Annotated in this window: 16 protein-coding genes and 4 pseudogenes; 14 read left to right on the forward strand and 6 right to left on the reverse strand. The window is 67.5% G+C overall.

Annotated elements, in window-relative coordinates:
- Window positions 1–139: 139 nt before the first annotated feature.
- Window positions 140–1,249: an oxygenase MpaB family protein gene (locus DL519_RS17530; protein WP_223839158.1), complete on the reverse strand. Its 1,110-nt coding sequence runs from the start codon at window positions 1,247–1,249 to the stop codon at window positions 140–142.
- Between the two features lie 545 nt (window positions 1,250–1,794).
- Between DL519_RS17530 and DL519_RS17535 the strand changes: the two genes are divergently transcribed.
- Window positions 1,795–1,941 carry a cupredoxin domain-containing protein gene (locus DL519_RS17535; protein WP_263399663.1) on the forward strand — a complete coding sequence of 49 codons (147 nt, stop codon included), beginning with the start codon at window positions 1,795–1,797 and terminating at the stop codon, window positions 1,939–1,941.
- 98 nt (window positions 1,942–2,039) lie between these two features.
- Here DL519_RS17535 and tnpC read toward each other — a convergent pair.
- Window positions 2,040–3,130: pseudogene (gene tnpC / locus DL519_RS46705) on the reverse strand (IS66 family transposase); the annotation flags it as partial.
- Window positions 3,131–3,147: 17 nt separating this feature from the next.
- On the opposite strand from tnpC, the gene DL519_RS17540 reads away from it, so the two are divergent.
- Window positions 3,148–3,720 carry a M20/M25/M40 family metallo-hydrolase gene (locus tag DL519_RS17540; RefSeq protein ID WP_223840308.1) on the forward strand — a complete coding sequence of 191 codons (573 nt, stop codon included), beginning with the start codon at window positions 3,148–3,150 and terminating at the stop codon, window positions 3,718–3,720.
- Between the two features lie 449 nt (window positions 3,721–4,169).
- On the opposite strand, the pseudogene DL519_RS17545 reads toward DL519_RS17540, so the two are convergent.
- Window positions 4,170–5,046: pseudogene (locus DL519_RS17545) on the reverse strand (IS982 family transposase).
- Between the two features lie 39 nt (window positions 5,047–5,085).
- On the opposite strand from DL519_RS17545, the pseudogene DL519_RS17550 reads away from it, so the two are divergent.
- The 12 genes and pseudogenes from DL519_RS17550 to DL519_RS17605 all read left to right on the forward strand — a co-directional run.
- Window positions 5,086–5,742: pseudogene (locus tag DL519_RS17550) on the forward strand (electron transfer flavoprotein subunit beta/FixA family protein); the annotation flags it as partial.
- Between the two features lie 25 nt (window positions 5,743–5,767).
- A pseudogene (locus DL519_RS17555) lies at window positions 5,768–6,316 on the forward strand (electron transfer flavoprotein subunit alpha/FixB family protein); the annotation flags it as partial.
- Window positions 6,317–6,576: 260 nt separating this feature from the next.
- Window positions 6,577–6,957, forward strand: a complete 381-nt coding sequence (locus DL519_RS17560) for an integrase (protein ID WP_223839160.1) — start codon at window positions 6,577–6,579, stop codon at window positions 6,955–6,957.
- A gap of 109 nt (window positions 6,958–7,066) precedes the next feature.
- Window positions 7,067–7,627, forward strand: a complete 561-nt coding sequence (locus DL519_RS17565; protein ID WP_223839162.1) for a reverse transcriptase domain-containing protein — start codon at window positions 7,067–7,069, stop codon at window positions 7,625–7,627.
- Between the two features lie 383 nt (window positions 7,628–8,010).
- Window positions 8,011–8,712 (forward strand): integrase core domain-containing protein, encoded by a 702-nt coding sequence (locus DL519_RS46710; protein WP_223839164.1) that lies wholly within the window; start codon window positions 8,011–8,013, stop codon window positions 8,710–8,712.
- 9 nt (window positions 8,713–8,721) lie between these two features.
- Window positions 8,722–8,994, forward strand: a complete 273-nt coding sequence (locus tag DL519_RS17575) for a hypothetical protein (RefSeq protein WP_223839165.1) — start codon at window positions 8,722–8,724, stop codon at window positions 8,992–8,994.
- 204 nt (window positions 8,995–9,198) lie between these two features.
- Entirely contained in the window at window positions 9,199–9,342 is a 144-nt protein-coding gene (locus tag DL519_RS17580; protein ID WP_190816378.1) for a hypothetical protein, read from the forward strand.
- 279 nt (window positions 9,343–9,621) lie between these two features.
- Window positions 9,622–9,828, forward strand: coding sequence for a ferredoxin (locus tag DL519_RS17585; protein ID WP_029536087.1), 207 nt, complete (start codon window positions 9,622–9,624; stop codon window positions 9,826–9,828).
- A 32-nt stretch (window positions 9,829–9,860) separates the two neighbouring features.
- Window positions 9,861–11,402 carry an ABC transporter substrate-binding protein gene (locus DL519_RS17590; RefSeq protein WP_190816380.1) on the forward strand — a complete coding sequence of 514 codons (1,542 nt, stop codon included), beginning with the start codon at window positions 9,861–9,863 and terminating at the stop codon, window positions 11,400–11,402.
- A complete protein-coding gene (locus DL519_RS17595) occupies window positions 11,399–12,349 on the forward strand; it encodes an ABC transporter permease (RefSeq protein ID WP_190816381.1) in 951 nt (316 codons plus the stop codon). The genes DL519_RS17590 and DL519_RS17595 overlap by 4 nt, the downstream gene beginning before the upstream one ends.
- Window positions 12,349–13,158, forward strand: coding sequence for an ABC transporter permease (locus tag DL519_RS17600; RefSeq protein ID WP_190816383.1), 810 nt, complete (start codon window positions 12,349–12,351; stop codon window positions 13,156–13,158). The genes DL519_RS17595 and DL519_RS17600 overlap by 1 nt, the downstream gene beginning before the upstream one ends.
- Complete coding sequence (locus DL519_RS17605; protein ID WP_190816385.1) at window positions 13,155–14,663, forward strand: ABC transporter ATP-binding protein; 1,509 nt, start codon at window positions 13,155–13,157, stop codon at window positions 14,661–14,663. Before DL519_RS17600 ends, DL519_RS17605 begins: the two co-directional genes overlap by 4 nt.
- 154 nt (window positions 14,664–14,817) lie before the next feature.
- Here DL519_RS17605 and DL519_RS17610 read toward each other — a convergent pair whose 3' ends face one another.
- The 3 genes from DL519_RS17610 to DL519_RS17620 are packed head-to-tail and all read right to left on the reverse strand — an operon-like array spanning window position 14,818 to window position 17,812.
- Window positions 14,818–16,284, reverse strand: a complete 1,467-nt coding sequence (locus DL519_RS17610; protein WP_190816387.1) for an MFS transporter — start codon at window positions 16,282–16,284, stop codon at window positions 14,818–14,820.
- Window positions 16,281–17,033 (reverse strand): class I SAM-dependent methyltransferase, encoded by a 753-nt coding sequence (locus tag DL519_RS17615; protein WP_223839166.1) that lies wholly within the window; start codon window positions 17,031–17,033, stop codon window positions 16,281–16,283. The genes DL519_RS17610 and DL519_RS17615 overlap by 4 nt, the downstream gene beginning before the upstream one ends.
- On the reverse strand, window positions 17,030–17,812 hold the full coding sequence (locus DL519_RS17620; RefSeq protein WP_190816389.1) for a thioesterase II family protein: 783 nt from the start codon (window positions 17,810–17,812) through the stop codon (window positions 17,030–17,032). Before DL519_RS17620 ends, DL519_RS17615 begins: the two co-directional genes overlap by 4 nt.
- Between the last annotated feature and the right edge of the window lie 3 nt (window positions 17,813–17,815).

Here is a 17,815-nt window from a genome sequence, read left to right on the forward strand (position 1 = left end):
CCGGGGGTCTGGTAGCGGGTGCCGTGGGGCGTCGCGCCCAAGCCTCTCTCCGCGCCGGTACTACCAGCTCACCATGCTGGAAGCGGAAGACGCGCGCGGCGCGCTGTGCAACGGACACGACTCGGCGGCCAGTAAGATGTCAGTTTGCCTGGGTGAGGCCGGTCGGGACTTCCCAGTTGTATCGGCGTCCCTTGTTCGTGAGGCGGAGGCCGGCCTTGAACACCACCGTGCCCAGCTCGTCCGCCGCCTTAGCGGCCAACGGAACGGTGTTACTGGTCTCCCCGTAGCCGAAGTTGAGGGCTGATCCGACGCCGACGGCGAGCTGACTGAAATCCGCTGGCGGGACGGCTACGAGGTCGGCGGTCTGGTCACCCGCTAGATGCCGGATCAGGGTCGGGCCCACGCCAGCGAGGGCGGGCCCGGGCAGTATCTCCCGGATGAAGTCCAACACGCCCTTGGTCAGGGCGATGCCCGCTTCCGAGGTGCTCTGCTGTCGGCGCAGAATCGTGTCCGACAGGGCCGAGCCGTCGTCGAAGCCGGCGGCGTTGAGCTGCGCATCGACGCCCAGTACGTGGCCGATGACCCGCCAGATGTGGAAGAAAGCGTCCCGGTCCTCCTCGGCCAGATCGATGCCTAGACGTTCGAGGCCCCTGGGAATGACCACCGAGAAGCTCATCAGCGTCCCCGCGAGGTCTTCCTGGTTGACGGGAATACCCCAGGCTGAGTCCCAATCCTTCCTCTGCGAGAGGTGGTAGCGCATGGTGGCGTGCAGCAGTCGAATCTTCTGCGCCGAGCGCAGTCCCTTGCCGCCGGCGCCCAAACCGTCTTTGTCGAGAACGTCGACCAGGAATTGCGAGGTTTCCATGAGCCGTCGATAGACACCGGAGGTCAATCGTTGTGACATGCCTAGTACCTGGGCGCCGTCGCCGCAGCTGTAGCAGGCGACCAGCGAGTAGCACAACAGCGTCGAGACAAGAGAGTTTTCATAGCGACCGAGGAGGGTGCGGCCTCGGCTCATCAACGTCGTATCGGCCCACTCGGGTAGCGCGGCTTCCTCGAAGTAGCGTTGCACCTGCGGGGGTAGACCGGTGGGGAGTGGGTCGTTGTTCCGCTCGAGTCCGAGCAGAGCCTGCCGCACCTGATCCTGCTGCCCCAGGTCGTAGGTCTCGGCGATCGCGGCGTCGGCCAGTGGGTCTCCGAGCCCTCGCATCCGGTCCAACAAGTCGTCCGTCCACAGCGGAGCGGTCATACGACTGTATCTCCTCCCTGACATGGCCAAGTCCCTACCTGCAAGGACTGGGCAGCTCCTGGTCAAACTGATCATGGTAGCCGTGGCGGCCATGCTCCGAGCAACGATCGCCATCGTGGCCACTCGGTCGCGGCGCACCAACACCTTCACGGTCGTGCCGACGAAATCGAACCGGCCCCGAACTCCCACGCCGACCCACGTTTCCACAACGGCCGTGCCGACGCCATCGCCCGCTGGCAGGTTGCCCGGAAGCAAACTCGGTGCTGGCCCGCAGCCGCGGCCAAGACCACACCAATCAGTGGCTCGGTCTCACCCCCCGTGACCGATACAAGACTCCGCCACCGTCTGCTCAGGCTGCAGTCAGAATTCACAAGCAGTGATCAAGCCTTAGCCGCGCTGACCGGCCGCCGGCTCCACCCGCGCGGGCGGACTATGCGCTGCGCATCGGGGCCGCCCGGGTCGAGCTGGTCCAAAACCTGATCATTTTCACCACCTACAACGGTGAGTTCCCCGGGCCGCTGCTGCGGTTCCCCGAAGGCAAGCCGGTGGTCGTCGACATCTTCAACGACACCGATATCCCCGAGCAGTTGCACTGGTACGGCCAGCGCGGCCCGGCCGAGGTCGATGGGGGGCGGACGAGGAGGGCACGCCCGTTCCCGCCGTTCGCTGGACAGGGCAAACGACACACCTAACAAAGCAGCGTGCCACGAACGCAGGGAGGGACTCGATGTAGGAAGAGTTTCCGAATGCGGTGCTGTGTGAGAGATGAAGGATTTGGCCCTTCGGGTAGCTATTCAGCTGGGTTGAGGGCGGGTGGCAGCCAGGGGCCGGTGGTGAAGAGTTTGCGGAGGACTCGAGTTTGTTCTGGGCCCATTTGGTGGCGGTGTCCGGATAGGACTGGACGATGGCGAAGTCGGTGAGTCCTTGCAGGGTGCGCCAGCAGCCGCCGGAGGTGCGTTGCTGGATCTTGACGGGACGTATGGAGCGTTCCGCCTCGTTGTTTGTGAAGGGCACCGACAGGTCGGAGGTGAACCGCAGGATCATGTCTTCGAACCGCCGGAACCGGCGGATGAGTGTTCGGGCCTTCTCGGCGAGCTTGGTGTGTTGGCCCTGGTTGTCGGTGTCGCCTCGGGCGAGCGCACCGTGGTAGTGGCTGCGGATCTGCCGCAAGGTCCCGTCGTCGAGCTGTTCGGCGCCGTGCTCGCGGGCGTCGATCGCGGCGCGGTCGGCTTCAAGCAGGGTGGTGGCCATGGCGGTGGCCCACAGCTGGCCGTCAGGGTCAGCGTCAGAGATCGACCGCAAGTCCCGGAGCAGGTGCGCCGCGCACCGGGCGTGAATCGCGGGCAGGTGCGCGTAACCGGCGTAGCCGTCGCGGACCAGGACCCCGGTGAACTCGGGCAGCACCCCACCGGCGTCGATGGTCTTGGCGGAGCGGTCACCGACATGCAGCAGCGTGAGGTATTCGGTGCAGGCGACGTGCACGTGGGACAGGGTGCCGGCAGCGCGGCCCGGGGTCTCATCGGCGTGCAGCACCTGCGCACTCGCCAGCAGTCCGCGCAGGTGGGGCAGGACCTGTTTCTCCAGCTTGCGAGCGGCTCGGCCGCGGATTCCGGCGAGGAACCCGGTGGAGATGTCCATGCCGGTCAACGCTTCCAGCAGGTCGCGGGCCCGGCCGATCGGCAGGTAGTGGGCGCAGGTCAAAAGCGCCGCCCGGGCCACGGTCTCCGGGCCGATCCGCACCGGCGAACCCGGGGCGGCCACCGTCTCGGCATGCTCGGCGGGCACCGCCTGATCGTCCCAGCCGGGGATGGTCACCGCCCCACAACACGAGCAGCGCTTGGAGATCCGCCGATACTCCACAATCACCGGCGGCGGGACCGGGCGCGCAAGCGGTCCCGCTGCTGCAGGAACTCGGAGCGCTCAAAGAGCGTGTGGAGGCGCGGCGTAGCTCGATCCCGGCGCAATGGCCCTGGCCAGAGGGCCATGACACGGTCGCGCCGACTTTCAACACGACGATCGCCCGCTCCGGCTGGAAGCACAACGTCGTTCCTCAGGAACTGGTGCTGGAAGGAGACCGGCGCATCCTGCCCGAAGAGACGTGGGACAACGCCGTGCGGGAGGTGCACGACTCGGTCGAGAAGGCTCGGGCCCGCCAGCCGAACCTGGACTACGAAGTCGCCACGCCGTTCTACTGCGACGGCTGGGCCATCGATCCGCACGATCCTTTCGTCGAACACATGGCACGCATCTGTGCCCTGTCGAGGAACGAAAGCACGCCGGTGGGCGGTAGCGCGGGATCGTCCGACATATCGCACGTTGCGCACCGTCTCGGCGTCCCGACCGTATCGCACGGCCTCGCGCGTCCAGGCGAATCCCGTTACCACGCACCGAACGAACGCGTGCGTCTGTCCGATCTGACAGCGCTGACGCGCATCATCTGCCGGGCCGCTCTCAACGCCCCACCAAGCTGATCCGGAAACGCATGCGGGGCTGGGCTAGACGCAAGGCCGTGAAGTTTGAGGCTGGGCGTGTTTGGTCGGGTGGCCAGAGGGAGTCTCACCCCTCCGGCTCCCACGGAACGGAGCGGTCGCGGTAGGGACCGCCGTTGCTGGCGGCCCCCCGCACAGATCCCAGCGTGCGCTGCTAACGCACTGGGCTCCTGCCTCGGGTGCGGGCGTCGAATCGCACGCTCGGCCAAGGATGCATGATCCGGGCCTGTGGCAGCCATCGGGTGGCAAGGCGGTCCATGCGTTCCCAGTTCAGGCGGGTGCGCTGGCTGCGACGCCGTAGCGCCCTGAACCAGTGCCTCGTCACCTCGGTGCGGAACGCGCGAATCGCGTTGCTGTTGCCGGGCACGGCGTAGTAAGCGCAGTACCCACGCACCACGCTGGCTAGATGATTGATTCCGTGAAGTTGATGTTTAGTGGTCGTAGGCGATCAGTGATCGTTTGCTGGTCACGCCGGTCGTCCAGTTGTGCCAGAGGCTGTGGCCAGGGCAAGCAGGCGTTGCGCGATGCGGGTGAACACCCCGGCAGGGGTGCGACCGCCGTGCTGTTCCAGGCCGAGTTGCCCCTTGAGGGTCTGGTTAACCGATTCGACCCACTGGCGGATGCCACCGAGGTTGCCGTCGCGGTAGGTCTCGTCCTTGCGGTCGGGGCGCAGCAGTCGTACCCCCTTCGACTCGGCGAGTTTCTGGAACGGCTTGCCAGAGAAACCTTTGTCCGCCAACAAGATTTGGCCTTCACGAATGAGGTGGTGGTTGTTGTCGAGCAACGCGGCCAGCACCTCACGTTCGCCGATCTTGGGGTCGGCCAGGCACCACATGACCGGCATCCCGTCCCTGGTGCAGACCAGGTAGAGCTTCAGGCCCCAGTACCATCGCGAGTGTGACGCACAGTAGCCGTAGTTGGCGTAGCCGGCCAGGTCGGACCGCTTGACCGTCTCTCGTGACATGCCGCACGGGACCGGGGTGGCGTCGGTGATCCACATGTCGTCGAACCAGGACGGGCAGCAGGCCGCGAGGACGAGGATGGTTCTGCACGGCAAGGGTTGCGCGTTGCGGAGACGTTTGTTGTATCCGGGTTGTCGGGGCACATTCGGGAACATCGCGCGCGGTTCGGGGTTGCTGTGCCATACCGCATCCAGCGGCGCTCGCCGTCGTAGCGCAGCAGTACCTGGGCCACGGCCAGGGTGAGCGACTCACTGTCGGTGAACAAGGGGCGTCGGCCTCGTCCGGTGCGGGGTGGCACGACGTGGTCAGTGAGGTAGGCCCACGGGCGTGGTGCCGGTGTCGCCACCGGTCATTTCCCGCAGGCCCCCTCCCGCACCCGGCGTGCATCGAGGAAGCCTTGCGGATCAAGGAAGCACATGGCGGCGAGGTGACGGTGGTGTGCATGGGGCCGGACCGAGCCACTGATGCGATCCGCAAGGCGTTGTCGATGGGTGCGGACAAGGCCGTTCACCTCGCGGACGATGCGCTGCACGGGTCGGATGCGGTGCAGACGGCTCTCGTACTGGCCAAGGTCATCGGCACCATCGAGTCGGTGGATCTGGTGCTCGCGGGAAACGAGGCCACCGACGGCCGCACGGGTGCGGTGCCTGCAATGCTGGCCGAGCTGTTGGGCCTGCCGCAGCTGACGTGTGCGCGCAAGGTAGCCAGCGACGGGTCGGCGATCACCGTGGAGCGCGAGACCGACACCGGTGTCATGCACGTCGAGGCGAACCTGCCCGCAGTGGTGTCGGTCACCGAAAAGATCAACGAGCCGCGATATCCGTCGTTCAAGGGCATCATGGCCGCAAAGAAGAAGCCCGTGCAGGTTCTGACGCTGGCCGATGCCGGGATCGACGCGTCCGAGGTCGGTTTGGCCAACGCCGGGTCGAAGGTCATCGAGTCGGCTCCGAAGCCGCAGAAGCAGGCCGGTCAGCGTGTGATCGACGAAGGTTCCGGCGGTGTGCAGATCACAGAGTTCTTGGCCGGCCAGAGGCTGATCTGAGTCCACTGGTTTCTCGAACGACGCCAAGGCACAGGTGAGCAAGGGCACACCAGTGATCACCGTGCTTCCTGGTGCGATCGAGGCCGAGCCAGCCGAGGGCGCGGCGGCCGAGCAAGCCGTGGATGTCCCGGCATCGGACCCGACCAAGAGCGCGAAGATCACGGGTCGTCAGCCGGTCGAGGGCGGGGACCGCCCCGGGCTGACCGAAGCCAGCGTGGTGGTCTCCGGTGGTCGCGGTGTCGGCTCCGCGGAGAGCTTCGCCGTGGTGGAGAAGCTCGCCGACTCGCTGGGCGCCGCTGTTGGCGCCTCGCGCGCGGCGGTCGACTCCGGTTACTACCCGCACCAGTTCCAGGTCGGCCAGACCGGCAAGACCGTTTCCCCACAGCTCTACATCGCCCTCGGTATCTCCGGAGCGATCCAGCACCGCGCCGGTATGCAGACATCAAAGACAATCGTCGCAGTCAACAAGGACGCCGAAGCGCCGATCTTCGAGATCGCCGACTGCGGCATCGTGGGCGACCTGTTCACCGTCGCACCCCAGCTCACCGAGGAGATCCACAAGCGCAAAGAATGATCGGTCCACAGTGGAGTCGTGGGCCTTCCAGCGAAGGCCCACGACTTGGGACCAGCGCGGCTGAAACTGACAGGTGATCTGTCACGTCAGCCGGAGACACGCTGACCTTGTCGATAACCTCATCCGCCCTGGTGAGACGCGGCGGGCACGGCTAAGGACAGGTCAACCGTAGTCCCTAAAGCGGACGCTTTCGCTGGTGCCAAGTGCCACAGCATGCTGATCGACTGTGCTGTTGCGACTGGCCTACCTGGGTGTGACGAATGCGTTCGCACGCTGCGCCTCGCCTGCTACCGATGAGTGACCGGGACAAGGGCGTCGAGATCCTCGCCTTGCGCCATCAGATCACGGTGCTGGAACGTCAGCTCGGTCAAGAGAGGCTGCGGTTCACCCCAGCAGATCGAGCGTTCATGGCGGCGCTACTGCACCGGCTGCCACGGAATCTGATGTGTAGGTTGCGGTTGCTAGTGCGCCCGGACACGGTGCTGCGCTGGCACCGCGACCTGGTCGCACGCCGCCATGCGACCGTTTCCAAGCCAAAACGCCCGGGCCGACCACGCACCGTCCGTTCCATCCGCGCTTTGGTGCTACGCCAGGGCGTGTGCAAGGTTGACCTGTCCGGTTTAAGTGGTTTCGGGGAGTAGTTCCAGGAGTCGTTCGGGTTTGCGGTTTCCGGCGCGGAGACGGTAACACCGGTCGCAGGGCGAAGGGGCACAGGTGATCGGGCACCATCGAGACCGGGAAGGATGCGAAATGCAAAGTGCTGAAACGGTGCTGGGTGTCCTCCGTGAACGCGGCAGGCGGGGCCTGCCGTGCAACGAACTGTATCGACAATTGTTCAACCCGCAGCTGTATTTGCTGGCTTACGGCCGCATCTACCCCAATCAAGGGGCGATGACGCCAGGGGCCACACAGGAAACCGCGGACGGTATGTCCCTGGACAAGATTAGCACTATTATTGATGCGATGCGCCACGAGCGCTACCACTTCTCTCCGGTGCGAAGGATCCACATTCCCAAGAAGAACGGGAAACTGCGCCCGCTGGGGCTACCGTCATGGCCGGACAAGCTGGTCGGGGAAGTAGTACGTCTGCTGCTGGAATCCTACTACGAACCCCAATTCTCCGGCCGCTCGCACGGGTTCCGTCCTGGCCGGGGTTGCCACACCGCGCTGCGCGAGGTGGCCGAGACTGCGCCTGCCGATAATGTCGTCCTTCCAGGTCGTGGTCTTGCCGGGACCTTTCCTGGAGTACGTGAGCTCTGGCGGGGGGCGAGACGAGTGCGGGATGATGATCGGCTGTGCCCCTTCGCCTGACCTACCTCGCTATCACGAACGCCTTCGCCGCACTGCGGTTGCTGCCGATGGGCGATCGGGCCAAGGATGTGGAGATTCTCGCCCTGCGTCACCAGATCACCTTTCTGCAACGGCAACTCGGCGCAGGCACCCGGGTGAGATTCGCTCCCGAAGACCGAGCCTTTCTCTCCGCGCTCCTGGTATCCCAGCCCCGCGAGGTCCTACGCAGGCTGCGGCTCCTCGTCCGACCGGACACAGTCCTGCGCTGGCACCGCGATCTAATGAAACGACGTCATGCCCGTACGTGCCGACCCAAGCGGCCTGGACGCCCGCCCACGGTCAGGTCCATCCGCGCTCTCATCCTGCGTCTGGTCAGGGAGAATCCATCCTGGGGTTACCGACGGGTGCACGGTGAGCTCACCACGCTCGGCATCAAGATAGCTCCCTCCACGATCTGGGAGATCCTCAAGCAGGAAGGTCATGATCCCGCACCCGAGCGGGCATCCACCACGTGGGCCGACTTCCTGCGCTCACAAGCCGAGGCACTTCTGGCCTGCGATTTCATCGAGACCGTCACCCTCAATGGGCAGCACCAGTACATCCTGGCCGTTATCGAGCACGCCAGCAGGCGCATCCGCGTCCTGGGCACCACCGCTCACCCGACCGCGAGCCGGGTCATCCAGGCGATGAAGAATCTCGTGATGGACCTGGAGGACGCAGGCTGCCAGGTGCGTTATCTGATCCGAGATCGGGATGGGAAGTTCCCCGCTCTCATCGAGGAGATCCTTGCGGAGGCTGGCATCCAGAGCCTGCTCACAGGTGTCCGAATGCCACGGATGAACTCAATCATGGAAAGGTGGGTGCAATCCTGCCGACGCGAGCTGCTCGACCGCTGCCTGCTGTGGAATGAGCACCATCTGCGGCACGCCCTGCGCGAGTACGAACGCTTCTACAACCAGCACCGAGCCCATCAAGCCCTGGCTCAAGCGGCCCCGCTGCGCGCCGTCTCGGATCCGATCACGGAGCCGAAGCGGATCAACGATCTAAACATACGCCGACGAGACCGACTCGGCGGTGTCCTTCACGAGTACTCACATGCCGCTTGAACTGCATGGATGAAGTTTTCGGCAGTCGCAGAGCGCCTGCGGCGCCCCTGCACCCGACTGGAGCGCATCGGACGGGCCGAACGGGAAGTCGTCGCCGCAGCCGGAGGCGCCGACCTGCTCATCCTGGCCCGCGACGGGGACCGCACCCACCCAGGACCGAAAAGCCTCAGCGCCGCCACCCGCTTCGCCGTCGACCACGCACCCTGCCCCGTCCTCCTGGTCTGGCCCGAACCGCCCCGCACCACCGCTATCCCGCCACCACATCCACCGCACCACCCGTAAACCCGAACCACCTCAGGCAAACCGAGCTCAGAAGATGAAAGCGTGACACGGCGGCTCATCACCTCGCACCCGCCACGAAACTCGCAGCTCGAAACGCCCAACGGATAGCGGAGTATTCGCTTGCCTGCAAGATAAAGCGAGCGCGGAGCCCGCCGACGGCGAGACCCTCACCTGGCACATGACCTACCGCACGACGACGAGCTGGTGGACGAGCGCGTAGTGGCCTTCGCATGGCACTTGGTTTCCGAGTCCCGCATGCACGAAGAACTCGCCGAGGTGGGTCTGCGGCCGCACACCCTGGATCCGGCGCAGGTCGGCATGTATCTGATCACCAGGGAAGATCGGTAGCTGGACGCGCAGCCGGTGCCGCCCGACGACCGTCCGACGACCGTCCGTCGAGTCGGAGCGGGCCGGCGGGAGTCCGTGTTCGGTCCGCTGCCGCAGGGCGGATTCGACTGTCGGTGACGTGGCTCGCCGGTGACGACGACGTCGTCGACGTTGTGCGCGCGAGGCTTGCCGCTCTCAAGGACGCGGCACTTAGTAGAAATGGATTTCATCTTCGATTAGTCTGTGTCTCGCCACCGACGGTCACCCAGAATGACCGTCACTGTCAGACCGGAGCGTGCCGTGCGTGTGTCGATCGACGTGGGGAAATGCATTGGCGTCGGCCAGTGCGTGTTCGCCGCAGCCGACATCTTCGACCAGGACGACAGCGACGGCACCGTACTGCTGCACGCTGGCGGGAAGGACGCGGAAGTTCCGGCTGCGCATCGCGATGCCGTGCTCGAAGCCGCGCGTCTTTGCCCGTCCGGCGCGGTGGCGGTCACGAGCTGACCCTGCCCGTCGATCACCATGGAGATCACCCTGTGACCCGGCACATCCACCGCCGCGCGTTCCTCCGCTCCTCGCTGTACGCGGCGGGGCTTGCAGCTCTCACCGCGTGCGGCTCGACACCCGCCACAGCTCGACGCGGCGGGACGTTGCGCGCCGCGTTCACCGGCGGCGGCGCGTCGGAAACCCTCAACTTCCTCACCGGACCGACGGCACTGGATTCGGTGCGGGCACGAGCGATGCACGGAAAGCTCGGCACACTGGATCCGGCCGCGCCCGACGGAGTGCGCTACAGCGTGCTGGAAGGCATCGACGTCAGTTCGGATCTTCGGACCTACACTCTCCGGCTGCGCAAGGACGTGACCTTCACCGACGGATCCGCTCTGACCACGCGAGACGTGCTGTACTCGCTCAACGCCCCGGTCCTCCTCGGCGCGCTTCCCTACCTCAAACCACCCGCGCAGAACTTCGACCTGGGCGCCGCCCGCATCGTCGATGACCTGACGCTGGTGCTGCCGGCCAAGCAACCGATCGCGGACGGTCGGCTGGTGCTGTGCCAGAGCACACTGGTGGTCAAGGACGCCACGACGGCCTTCATGCCGGACATGCCGACCTGCGGCCCGTTCAGGATCACCGAGTTCGTCCCCGGTCAGGGAAGCACACTCGCCCGCCACGAGGGCTTCTACGGTCTGGCCCTGGGTCGCGGCCCGTACCTGGATTCCCTGGAGTTGCGTTCGATTCCCGACTCCAACGCCAGGGTGAACGCGCTGACCGGCGGGCAGCTCGACTTCGTCGGTGACATCGGCCCGGTCAAGGCCCGCACTCTGGAGGCCAACAAGCGGTTCGGGGTAAGCAGCGGGCAACTTCCGCACGCGACGTCGTTCGGGTTCATGATGAACCTCGCGCACAAGCCGTTCGACGACGTGCGCGTTCGCCAGGCATTCAAGCTCGCTGCGGATCGCGAGGGCATGGTCAGGTCCGTGCTGTTCGGCCGGGGCTTCGTCGGCAACGACCTGCCGTCGCTGGGATTCGCCGACTACGCGGCGGAAATCGCGCAGCGCCCGCACGACGTGCAACGAGCGCGCGCGCTGCTGCGCGAGGCCGGGGCCGAAGGGATGCCGATCACGCTGACCACCGGGTCAGACGTCGCGGGCCTGGTTGAAGTGTCCACTTTGTACATCGAGAACCTCAAGGAGATCGGCGTCCAGGCCACCCTCGACCAACGTCCGCCGGGCCAGCTCTTCGCCGACATCAAGTCCTATTACCAGCTCCCGTTCACTGCGACCTATTCGCCGCCTTCCCCGCCGCTGTCGGGATACGCCAACACCCGCACCGCGGGCGCACCCTCGACGTTCGGATTCAACCGCCCCGACATCGACGCGCTGGTGCTCAGAGCCCGCAGTGCGACCGACCCCGCGCAGCGGCGCGAGGCCGCCGTGCAAGCTCAGCGGCTGATGTGGGAAGAGGGAAACTCGGTGCTGCCGGTGTTCGCCCCCACCATCAACGGACAGGCCGCGAACGTGCAGGGCGTCACCAACGAGCCGTGGGCGGACTTCTCCGGCGCGTTCCTGGCATGAAGCTCGCGCTGTTCCTCGTCCGCCGTGTGGTCGCGGCGGTACTGTCCCTGGTCGCGTTGTCGGCGCTGGTGTTCGCGGCCACCGATCTGCTGCCCGGGGATGCCGCCGACACCCTGGCCGGAGCGCAGGCCAGTCAGGGCGACCGCGACCAGTTGCGCGCACAGCTCGGCTTGGACCGCAACGCCCTCGACCGGTTCACCTCCTGGCTGTCCCACGCCGCCACCGGCGACCTCGGCACGGGTCTGGTCGGCGGGCGTCCGGTCGCGGCCGTGCTCGGCGAGCGGCTGCCCAACAGCCTGGTTCTGACCGCGCTCGCCCTCCTGTTGGCCGTCCCGCTGGCGATCGCGGGCGGGCTGCTGGCCGGGATGCGCGCGCAGCGGCGCAGCGACCGCGTGATCTCGGGCGGCGCGCTCGTCCTGGCCGGACTTCCCGAGTTCCTGACCGTGGTGGCGCTGACCGCGGTCCTGTCGACCTGGCTCGGCCTGCTACCGGAAGTGTCGCTGGCCCCGGTGGGCGGACGCCCCTGGGACAGCCCTCAGGTGCTGGTTCTGCCGACGCTGAGCCTGATGCTGGTCGGCGTGGCCACAGCGACGCGGCTCGTGCGCTCGGCCGTGGTCGATGTCGTCGACGCGCCGTACGTGGAGTCGGCGCGGCTGGCGGGCGTCTCCGGGGGCCGGCTGGCGGTTCGGCACGTGCTGCCCAACGCGCTGGGACCAGCCGTGCAGGCCGTCGCGGTGATGTTCGGCGGGCTGACCGGCGGGGCCGTGGTGGTGGAGACGATCTTCAACTACCCCGGCGTGGGCTACGAGCTCCAGCAGGCGGTCGCCAACCGGGATGTGCCGATGGTGCAGGGACTTTCCCTCGCCTTATGCGCGACCGCACTGCTCGCCCTGCTCGCCGGCGACGTGGTCGCCACCCTGCTCGATCCCCGTCGGCGGGGGTTGTGATGGACCACCGACGTTCCCGCGCAACGATCGCGATCTGCGCGGTGCTGGCCATCTGCGTCGCCGCGCTCGCACTGTTCGGGCCGCTGCTGACCAGCGGGTCCCCCACCGAGCAGCGGTCGCTGCCATTCGAACCATCGACCGGCCCGCTCCCGCTGGGCAGCGACGAGATCGGCCGGGACGCGCTGGTGCGGGTGTTGCACGGCGGCTTGCCGGTCCTCGTCCTCGCGATGGGCTCCACGCTGCTGGCCAGTGCGATCAGCGTCGTGGTCGGATTGGCGACCGGACTCGCCGAACGGCGCGCGAGCGAGTTCACCGTCCGGATCATCGACGTCGTCGGGGTAGCCCCTCCCCTGCTGCTCATGCTGATCACCGCAACCGGGTTCCCCGGCAGCGACCTGGCCGTGCTCGTCACGGTCGCGCTGGTGTGCGTGCCGTTCTCGGTCCGGGTCATCCGCGCCGCCGCACGTCAGGTGAGTGCCCTCGGTTTCGTCGAGATCGCCCGTGCTCGTGGTGACCGGTGGTGGTCGGTCCTGCGCCACGACGTTCTCCCCGCCGTCTCCGGAACCCTGGTCGCCGAGCTGGGAATCCGGTTCACCGCCGCCATCCACCTCACCGCGACGGCGGGATTCCTCGGTCTCGGGCGGGGCGCCCCGGCCGCGAACTGGGGGCGCATGGTCAACGAGAACTTCCCCGGAATGGCGCTCAACCCGTGGCCGGTGCTGGTACCCGCGCTGCTGCTGGTGGTGTTCGCGGTGTCGGTCAACCTGCTCGCCGACGAAGCCGCACACCGGATCGGAGGTCGACGATGACGGTGGCCAGGATAGAAAATCTGGTCGTCACCCGCGGTCGTGACGGCGTCGCGGTGGTCGACGGGGTCGGTTTCGCAGTGCGGCCGGGCGAGGTCGTGGCGCTGATGGGAGCGTCCGGGTCCGGAAAGACCACGACGGCGTTGACCCTGCTCGGTCACGTGCGCCCGGGGCTCGAAGTCCGGTCCGGCACCGTGCGCACTCAGGGCTGTGATCCGTTCGATCCCACGCACACCATGCGCCTGCGCCGTCGGATCGTCTCCTTCCTCGGGCAGGACCCGGCCACCGCGCTCAACCCGGCTCGCCGGATCGGACGCCAGCTGGCCGAAACCATCCGGATTCGCTCCGGGCTCCAGGGGGACGAGGTCGCCGCCGAGATCCGGCAGTTGCTGGCGCGGATGCGGCTTCCCACCGATGCCGGTTTCCTGCGGCGGTTTCCGCACCAGCTTTCCGGAGGGCAGGCTCGGCGGGTCGCCTTCACCCGGGCGCTGGCTGGTTCGCCTGCGCTGCTGGTGCTCGACGAACCGACCGCCGGGCTCGATCCGGCCGTAGCCGAGGACGTGCGGGGTTTGATCGGCGAGGCGTTGACCGGCTGCGCGGCGGTCCTGGTCAGTCATGACCAGGCCACGGTTCGCGCGCTCGCACACCACGTGTTCGTGCTGGAACGAGGCAAGGTGCACAACGCTGGATCCCCGCACGAAGTCCTCGCTCCGCGGGCTGCCACCACACCGCTACCGTCCACTTCAGACCATGAAGGCGGGTTGGTCATCTCCGGGCTGCGGGCCGGGCACGGCAAGCAGGCGGTGCTGCACGGCATCGACCTCCGCGCGGCGGCCGGCCAGTGCGTTGCCGTCATCGGACCGTCCGGCTCCGGGAAGTCGACACTGGCGCGTTGCGTGGTCGGACTGCACCGGCGTCATGCGGGCACGATGTCCCTCGACGGCGTTGCGCTCGCTCCGGCCGCCGCACGACGCCGCGCCGACCAGCGACGCGCGGTCCAGTTGGTCGCGCAGGACAGCGCGGGAGCGCTGAACCCGCACGAAACCGTACGGTCCGCGCTGACCCGACCGATGCGAGCGCGTTCCGCCGAGCAGGCCGAGCGCGAAGCCGAGCGGTTGCTCGGTCAGGTCCGGCTGCCGGTGACCTTCCTCGACCGCTATCCCGGCTCCCTCTCCGGCGGCGAGCGGCAGCGGGTCAACCTGGCCCGCGCGCTGGCCTGCAACCCCACAGTGCTGGTGTGCGACGAGGTGACCTCCGCGCTGGACGCAGGTACCGCCGATGCGGTGCTGGACCTGCTCGACGAGTTGCGCGCCACGCTGCGGCTCGCCGTCGTGCTGATCACCCACGACCTTTCCGAAGTGGTGCGCTGCGCCTCGCACGTGACGGTGCTCGGCGGGGGCCGGGTCGTCGAGAGCGGACCGGTCTCGGAGGTGCTCACCGATCCGCGACATCCGGCCACCCGCGCACTGGTGGAGCACGCACCGAGCATCACGACCACGGAGCGCTGATGCGATCGGGCCCGCCGATCTCACCGGCTTCAGGGGCGCCCGCGGCTGCGGACGCCCCTGAAGCCGGTTTCCTGCTTCACCCAGCCCGATCTGCTATACGCGGAACGGGGATTGCCTGCGCTCACAAGCACCTGCGGTGCGAGTTCGTGCCGGCCTAACCGCGTAGCTGACGAGCCCGGATGGTCAGCACGGCGATCAGCACGCCGAGCAGGGCCAGCCCGAGCGAGACCAGGCTGATGGCGGCGATCCCGTCCGCGAACGCGGTCTTCGCCAGATCGACGATCGGGGGTTCGAGCCCGCCGAACCTACCCGCCGCCACGGCGGCCCGCGCGGCTTCCGGCGCCTCGGTCATGCCCGCCTCGACCCGGGCTGACAGCACCGCGCCGAACGCGGAGACGCCTAACGCGGTGCCCAGCGGGAAGAACGAGTTCACCAGTCCGCTGGCCATCCCGGACCGTGCCGGTGGCACCACTGCGACCGAGATGGTGATCAGCGGCGGGAACAACAGTCCGGCCGCGGCACCCAGGACGAAGAAGCCGGCCAGCGCGACCGTCCACGGCGAGTCCGGGCCGATCCTGGTCAGCAGCGCGAAGCCGACCGCGAAACCGGCGAATCCGGTGACCACGACCGGCAGGAGCCCGAGACGGTTGACCAGCCTGCCGGCCACCAGCGAGGTCACCACCGCCATCACCGAGAGCGGGAGCAACCGCAGACCTGCCTGCAACGGCGAGTAACCCAGCATTCCCTGCAACCACAGCGCGAGGTAGGTCAGCGTTCCCAGGTTCAGCATGCGGGTCAGCAGGCTGAGCACCGCCGCTCCGGAGAAAGAGCTGATGCGGAACAGCCCGAGATCAAGCATCGGGTCAGCGCTGCGGCGCTCCACCACCAGGAAGGCCAACAACGCCACGCACGCAACGGCGATCGAAACGACCACGTCGAGTCGACTCCAGCCGCCTTCGGCTCCGGTGACCACGGCGTAGTTGATCGCGAACAGGGTCCCGGCAGCCAGTGCCGTGCCGGGCAGGTCGAACCGCCCGCCGCGCCGGCCCGTACCCGATTCGGCGATCAGGTACGCGGTACCGACCAGCAACAGCACACCGGGCACGAGGTTGACGAAGAACATCGACCGCCAGCCGAAGGTGTCGACCAGCGCACCACCGGCCAGCGGCCCCAGCGCCGCCGCGCCGGCGCTGACACCGCTGAACACACCCATCGCCGAGGCACGCCGCTGCGGCGGGTAGGCCTGCGCCAGCAGCGGAATCGCGGGGGCGTAGGTCATGGCTCCGCCGATGCCCTGCACAGCGCGGGCGATGGTCAACGCCAGCGGTCCGGTCGCCAGTCCGCATGCCACCGAGGACGCGGTGAACACGCCGACACCCACGATGAACATCCGCTTGCGACCGATGCGGTCCGACAACGAGCCCGCCGGCAGCAGTAGCGCGGCGAACACCAGCGGGTAGACACCCACCACCCATTGCAGTTCGGGCAGTGTCGCGCCCAGGCCCGTGGCGATCTCCTCCAGGCCGATGTTGAGGATGGTGATGTCCAACGTCATCAGAGCGCCTGCGACGCAGACCAGCGCGAGCGTCCAGCCCGCGGGTCGCGTTGTGGTCGTGGTCATTTCACCAGCACCGCCAGTTCCGGTGGTGCGACGTCGCTGACGACGGACGGCACCGGCCGGGTCGGCAGACCGGACTCCGCTGCGATCAATTCAGTGTCCACTGTGTACCATTCGTAGCTGTCGGAGACCTCACGCACGAGGACGTCGTCCCGGTGCACCTTCCAGGTGTTGGTGAACCGCATCAGGTCCGGACCGGCGGGTCGCCCGGCCACCCACCACTCGTAACGCTGCCGTCCGAGCCGGGCCGTGAGCGACAGCGTCTGCGGGATCTGCCGGGAAGTGCGCACTCCCATCAGCTCCACCACGACGATCCCGCCCGGCACCAGCCTTTCGGAGAGTCCCCGCCACAACCGCGTACGTTCCGAGGCGTCCAGGTGGCCGACGACACCAAAGATCACCACTGCGGCCAGTCGTGGCGGCAGGTCGAGATCCGGCGCGGATTGCGCGGTGATCGTCACCCGCCCGCGAAGGTCGTCATCGGCGGCGACGCGGCTGGTAAGGATCGCCCGCATCGGCGGCGACGGTTCGGCCGCGACGATCCGTGCCCCCGGGAGGGCGTCGGCGATGACCTCCGTGACGCGCCCGGTCCCCGCGCCGATCTCCAGCACTACTCCAGCATCGGCGTCCACATCGGACAGGACCGCGCGCAAGGGCGGTCCGCTGCTGCGAACCTGCCGATCGGCCACCAGTTCGTAGAACTCCGCGGTCGGTGTGTAGTCGCCGCGCATCGCTCCCCTTCCAGTTTTCACGGCATATCCATCCATTCAGACCCCGTTCTGGCCACCGCCGGATCCAGTCGTCGCAAGATCGCCGCGATCACCTCCTGCCGACGCGGGCCGAGGTAGAAGTGGTTTCCCTTGAAGCTTTCGACATCGGTTCGCCCGGCGGTCATCGACCGCCAACCTTGCGCGCCGGCGACGTCGAGCTCGGGATCGGCGTCGCCGACGAACACTCCGATCGGGCAGGTCAGTTTCGGCTCCGGGCGCGGGCGGTAAGTCTCGATCACGCGGTAGTCGCCGCGCACGTAGCCCAGGACAGCGGCGCGCAGATCCGGGTCGGACAGCACGTCGGTGTCGGTTCCGCCGAGCCGGACCAGCTCGACGCACAGGCCGTCGTCGTCGCGCAAGTGCACGTCACCGGGTTCGGCCTGGTGTGGCGCGGGGCGTCCGGACACCAGCAGCCAGTCCGGCTCGACTACGCCCAGTCGGCGCAGGCGTTGCACTGTTTCGTAGGCGACGATCGCGCCCATGCTGTGTCCGAACACCAGGTACGGGCGGTCCACAATGCGTCGCACGGCGCCCGCGATGCCCTCGACCAGTTCGTCCATGCTTTCGGCCAACGGCTCGGTGAACCGGTCTTCGCGACCTGGATACTGCACCGCGACGAGCTCCACCGATGGTGGCAGTAGCGCCGCCCACGCACGGTAGGCTCCCGCTCCTCCCCCGGCATGCGGCATGCAGACCAGCCGTACCGCCGCCCCTGGGCGCGGGGCGTACCGGCGCAGCCACGGTCCCAGTCGTGAACTCATCGC

The organism is Saccharopolyspora pogona (assembly GCF_014697215.1).
In the GTDB taxonomy this organism is placed as follows: domain Bacteria; phylum Actinomycetota; class Actinomycetes; order Mycobacteriales; family Pseudonocardiaceae; genus Saccharopolyspora; species Saccharopolyspora hattusasensis.

Coding starts and splice junctions, on each gene's coding strand:
- DL519_RS17530 (WP_223839158.1), bottom strand. CDS start 1,249: ATGACCGCTCCGCTGTGGACGGACGACTTGTTGGACCGGATGCGAGGG.
- DL519_RS17560 (WP_223839160.1), top strand. CDS start 6,577: ATGCGTTCGCACGCTGCGCCTCGCCTGCTACCGATGAGTGACCGGGAC.
- DL519_RS17565 (WP_223839162.1), top strand. CDS start 7,067: ATGCAAAGTGCTGAAACGGTGCTGGGTGTCCTCCGTGAACGCGGCAGG.
- DL519_RS17575 (WP_223839165.1), top strand. CDS start 8,722: ATGAAGTTTTCGGCAGTCGCAGAGCGCCTGCGGCGCCCCTGCACCCGA.
- DL519_RS17595 (WP_190816381.1), top strand. CDS start 11,399: ATGAAGCTCGCGCTGTTCCTCGTCCGCCGTGTGGTCGCGGCGGTACTG.
- DL519_RS17600 (WP_190816383.1), top strand. CDS start 12,349: ATGGACCACCGACGTTCCCGCGCAACGATCGCGATCTGCGCGGTGCTG.
- DL519_RS17605 (WP_190816385.1), top strand. CDS start 13,155: ATGACGGTGGCCAGGATAGAAAATCTGGTCGTCACCCGCGGTCGTGAC.
- DL519_RS17610 (WP_190816387.1), bottom strand. CDS start 16,284: ATGACCACGACCACAACGCGACCCGCGGGCTGGACGCTCGCGCTGGTC.
- DL519_RS17620 (WP_190816389.1), bottom strand. CDS start 17,812: ATGAGTTCACGACTGGGACCGTGGCTGCGCCGGTACGCCCCGCGCCCA.